The organism is Corynebacterium sp., from assembly GCF_012837295.1.
GTDB lineage: Bacteria > Actinomycetota > Actinomycetes > Mycobacteriales > Mycobacteriaceae > Corynebacterium.
The window spans coordinates 1-5018 of sequence record NZ_DURI01000225.1; the positions used below are offsets into that span (position 1 = coordinate 1).

Consider the following 5018-nt stretch of genomic DNA (forward strand, 5'->3'; position numbering starts at 1 on the left):
CTGCTGTCGCGGCGCGACGTGGTCGTCGTGAGCTCCGTGTCCTGCATCTACGGCCTGGGCACGCCCCAGTCCTACCTGGACAGGTCAGCGATGCTGCGCACCGGCGACGAGGTCGACCGCGACGAATTCCTGCGCCTGCTCGTGGACATCCAGTACGCCCGCAACGACATCGCGTTCACGCGGGGCACGTTCCGGGTCAAGGGCGACGTCGTCGACATCATCCCGGCGTACGAGGAGTTGGCCGTGCGGGTCGAGTTCTTCGGCGACGAGATCGACTCCCTCTACTACCTCAATCCGGTGACGGGCGACGTCGTCAGGCAAGTCGAGGAACTGCGGATCTTCCCCGCCACGCACTACGTCGCGGGCCCGGAGCGCATGGAACGCGCCATCGAGGAAATCAAGATGGAGCTGACCGAGCGGCTGGCGGATTTCGAGAACCGCGGCAAGCTCCTCGAGGCGCAGCGGCTGCGGATGCGCACCGAGTATGACCTGGAGATGATCCAGCAGGTCGGGTTCTGCTCGGGCATCGAGAACTACTCGCGGCACATCGACGGGCGTGCCGCGGGCTCTGCGCCGGCGACGCTGATCGACTATTTCCCGGAGGACTTCCTCACCATCATCGACGAGTCGCACGTGACCGTGCCGCAGATCGGCGGCATGTTCGAGGGCGATGCGTCGCGCAAGCGCAACCTCGTCGACTTCGGGTTCCGCCTGCCGTCGGCGCTGGACAACCGGCCGCTGACCTTCGAGGAATTCGACGCCCGCGTCGGCCAGGTCGTGTTCATGTCCGCGACGCCGGGGCCGTATGAGCTCGGCCAGACCGGCGGCGAAGTGGTCGAGCAGGTCATTCGCCCGACGGGCCTGGTGGACCCGAAGGTGGTGGTCAAGCCGACGCAGGGCCAGATCGACGACCTGATCCACGAGATCCGGCTGCGCGAGGAGAAGGGCGAGCGCGCTCTGGTGACCACGCTGACCAAGAAGATGGCGGAGGATCTCACCGACTACCTGCTGGAAAACGGCGTGCGCGTCCGCTACATGCACTCCGACGTGGACACGCTCAAGCGCGTGGAGCTGCTGCGGCAGCTGCGGCTCGGCGACTACGACGTCCTGGTGGGCATCAACCTGCTGCGCGAGGGCCTCGACCTGCCCGAGGTGTCGCTGGTCGCGATCCTCGACGCGGACAAGGAAGGGTTCCTGCGGTCGACGACGTCGCTGATCCAGACGATCGGACGTGCGGCGCGAAACGTCTCCGGCGAGGTGCACATGTACGCCGACTCGATCACCGACTCCATGCGCAACGCGATCGAGGAGACCGAGCGGCGCCGCGAGAAGCAGATCGCTTACAACACCGAGCACGGCATCGACCCGCAGCCGCTGCGGAAGAAGATCGCGGACATCCTCGATCAGGTCCACGAAAACCAGGCCGAAGGCGGCGACGGAGACGCTGCGGATTCGGCGGCGGTCGATGCGGCGCTGGCCGAGCGCGCGACGGTGGAGGGGATGCCCAAGGCGCAGCTGCAGAAGCTCATCGACGACATGACCGCCCAGATGGGCGCTGCGGCGCGCGAGCTGAAATTCGAGCTCGCGGGCCGCCTGCGCGACGAAATCTACGACCTGAAAAAGGAATTGCGCGGCATGGAGGAAGCCGGGCTGGAGTAGGTCGCGAGGCGAACGGGGTTAGTGACGGGGGATACTTTTCTTATTGGCTGAGATGCGCGTCACATCGGGTGCTCGGCGTGATGACGTGGGCCGATGGCGCGATTTGAGTGAATCGCCATTCGCGCACTGCGGAAAATCGCCGGTCCACCGGGGCCGGATTTTGCTAGGGTTGGGCGAAGGAACACGGCCCGAGTGGCAATCCGGACGTGAGTCGCATCACGTCGATCCCGGTCGGTTACGATCGATCGCGATCGAAATCGTCTCGACAAAAGTCATTCTCGAACATCACCAACACCGAGTTTTGCGGAAGGCAGTTTTCATGAGCGCTTACCAGACCATCGTCGTCGGCACCGACGGCTCGAAGTCCTCGCTTCTTGCAGTCGAGCGCGCGGCGTCCATCGCCGCGGCGTTCGATGCGACCCTGGTCATCGGCTGCGCCTACTACGAGAACCAGGAGGCCGCCTCCTCGACCCTGCGCCAGGATTCGGTCCAGGTGCTCGGCGACGACCCGGCCCAGCAGAACCTCGCCGCCGCCAAGGAGGCCGCCGAGGCCGCCGGCGCCAAGAACGTCCAGACCGAGGTCAAGGCCGGCTCGCCGGTCGAGGCCCTCATGAGCCTGGTCAACGACCACGATGCCGACCTGCTGGTCGTTGGCAACCGCGGCATCAACTCCCTGACCGGCCGTCTGCTGGGTTCCGTCCCGGCCGACGTCGCGCGCCAGTCCGACTGCGACGTGATGATCGTCCACACCGTCGCCTAAGCACCACCGCGACTCGACCCCGGCTCCTTTTCGGAGCCGGGGTTTTCGCGTGTCCGGCTGGCGGGGAAACTCCGGGCGGATGCCGGGGGAAGGGCGGAGGGACTCCGCTTTACGACGGCCCGTGGCCGGCGCGCCGAATCAAGGGGCGGTCACGATCGGCGGCAACGACACCGGTTGCCCGTCCGCGACGACGGTGAGGCCCTGCGTCGCGCGGGTGAGGGCGACGTAGAGATCTTGCAGGCCCTGGGGCGATTCGGCCACGATCGCGTCGGGGTCGACGAGGATCACCTCGTCGAACTCCAGCCCCTTGGCTTCGTCGACGTCGTGCACGGGCACGTGGCCGTCGTCAAGCGATGCCGCGCCAAGCTGCGCCTTCACGCCTTCGACCTGCGCGGCGGGGGCGATGACGGCCGTCAGCCGTGAGCCATCGGAGGCATCCCGCGCGATCGCCAGAGCACGGTCGAGGCGCTCCGTCCGGACCGGCGCGCGGCCGGTGGAGCGGATCGACCGGGGCGGCTCGGCCTCCGGCGCGATGCGGGAGAGGACGTCGGCGGCGACGTCCATGATCTCCGAGGGCGTCCGGTAGTTGATGGTCAGGCGGTGCAGCCGCCAGCGGTCGCCGATGACCGGGTTGAGCGCGCCGGCCCAGCTCTCCGCGCCCGCGGGGGAGCCGGTCTGGGCGATGTCGCCGACGATGGTCATCCAGCCGTTGGGGGAGCGGCGGCGGATCATCCGCCACGCCATCGCCGACAGCTCCTGCGCCTCGTCGACGATGACGTGCCCGTAGGTCCACTCGCGGTCCTCGGCGGCGCGGTCGGCGGTGCTGCGCACGTCGCGGTCGCGGTGTCGTTCGGCCAGCGCCTCGGCGTCGATGAGGTCGTAGGCCATGAGGATTTCGGCGTCGGAGCCGTCGTCGAGCTCCTGCTGCGCGGAGCCGGTGAGGATGTCCAGGGCGTCCTGGGCCTCCTCGATCTGCGCGCGCCACCATTCGCGTTCGCCGCCGGTATCGGCGACGTCGCCCAGGAGCTCCGCGAGTTCGTCGAGCAGCGGCGGATCCGACGGGCCCATCGGGGTGCCTGGTGCGCGCAGCAGCGCCGCGCGCGTGGCGTCGTCGTATTCGGCGGCGGCCGAGGCGATGCGCTCCTCCGACTCCAACAATTCGGTGAGCAGCCGTTCCGGCGTCAGCTCCGGCCACATGTCGTCGAGGACACCGGAAATGACCGCGTCATCGTCGAGTTCGTCGCGCAGGTCGGCGATGTCGGTCACCGACAGGAGGTTCTCGCCGCCGAGCGGGTCCGCGCCGATTTTGTCGGCCAACGTGCGCGCCAGCGACTCGACCAGGTGCTCGCGGAACAGGGGGCGCGCCAGATTGTGCGGCTTGCGTGACCGGCGGGCGCGCGTGCGGGCGGCCCGCACCATCGGCGGGGTGACGGTCAGCTCGACGCCGTCGAACGTCACGGTCTCGTCGTCGGTCGGGTCCGGCTGCCGGTCGCGGACGGCCCGTCGCAGGATGTGGACCATCTCCTCCGACCCCTTCACCTCGCGGGTGGCCAGGGATTCCGCGCCCGTGCCGGACACGCCGGGGTAGAGGTCGGCGATCGTCCGCAGCACCACGCCCGTTTCGCCGAGGCTCGGCAGAACGCGCGAGATGTACTCGAGGAAGGTCGTGTTCGGGCCGAGGATGAGCACGCCCGTCTTCGCCAGCTGATCGCGGTGCGTGTACAGCAGCCACGCCACACGATGCAGCGCGACCGCGGTCTTGCCGGTGCCGGGCCCGCCCTGCACGACCATCGCGCCGCGGCCGGCGTCGCGGATGATCAGGTCCTGTTCGCGCTGGATGGTCTCCACGATCCCGCGCATGTGGCCGGTGCGCGCGGAATCGATCACCTCGCGCAGCACCGCCTCGCCGCCGACCCCGTCCTCGATGCGCCGTTCGCCGGCGCCGTCGGTGCCGTCCGTCCCCACGGTTGCGCCACCGTCGGCGCCGTGCTCGCCGGCTGCCGGGCCATCTCCGCCGGTCAGTCGCTCGTCGTCGATCGCGCGGACGGTCCGGCCGCGGGTGCGCAGGTGCCTCCGCAGAGTCACGCCCTCCGGGTGCGCCGTCGTGGCCAGGTAGAACGGCCGGGCCTGCGGGGCGCGCCAATCCATCAACAGCGAACGGTATCCGTCGTCGGCGTCGGAAAGCCCCATGCGCCCGATGTACCTGCGGTCCAGCTCCGGGGCACCGGGCGCGGGATTGTCGGGTTCGTCGTCGGCGATGTCGATGCGCCCGAAGACCAGGCCGACCTCCGCATGCCGGTACCGCTCCAGATTCGCCTGCAGCCGCTGGTACTCCACCTCGCGCTCGACGCGGGCCTGCGGCTCCGGATCATCGTCGAGCATGACCTTGCGCAGAGCCTCCTGGTCGCGGCGGCGCGCGGCGTCCAAATGCGAGTACACCTCGTCCAGGTGCTCTTGCTCGGCGGGCAGATCGGGGTGCTGCACGTGCGCTCCATTCGTGATCGGGGGAAGGGGCCATTTTACGCGACGCCGCTTCCGGGCCGGGCAGGTGCTTGACGACGCCCCGACGCGCCGCCTCGAAAAGCCCGCACACGCGAAG

The 5018-nt window shown here is 69.0% G+C and carries 3 protein-coding genes; 2 read left to right on the plus strand and 1 reads right to left on the minus strand.

The genetic code is table 11. The annotated features are described in order from the left end of the window. The coding region (uvrB, locus tag GX015_RS07425; RefSeq protein ID WP_291344022.1) for an excinuclease ABC subunit UvrB at positions 1-1659 on the plus strand (1659 nt) is incomplete at its 5' end. 319 nt (positions 1660-1978) lie between these two features. Continuing rightward, a complete protein-coding gene (locus GX015_RS07430; RefSeq protein ID WP_291344024.1) occupies positions 1979-2419 on the plus strand; it encodes a universal stress protein in 441 nt (146 codons plus the stop codon). A gap of 138 nt (positions 2420-2557) precedes the next feature. Here the strand turns inward: GX015_RS07430 and GX015_RS07435 are convergent, their stop codons facing one another. Beyond that, entirely contained in the window at positions 2558-4903 is a 2346-nt protein-coding gene (locus tag GX015_RS07435) for an ATP-binding domain-containing protein (protein WP_291344026.1), read from the minus strand. Between the last annotated feature and the right edge of the window lie 115 nt (positions 4904-5018).

What these genes read in the sequence shown, in the direction of transcription:
- GX015_RS07430 (WP_291344024.1), top strand. Translation starts at nt 1,979, where the DNA reads ATGAGCGCTTACCAGACCATCGTCGTCGGCACCGACGGCTCGAAGTCC.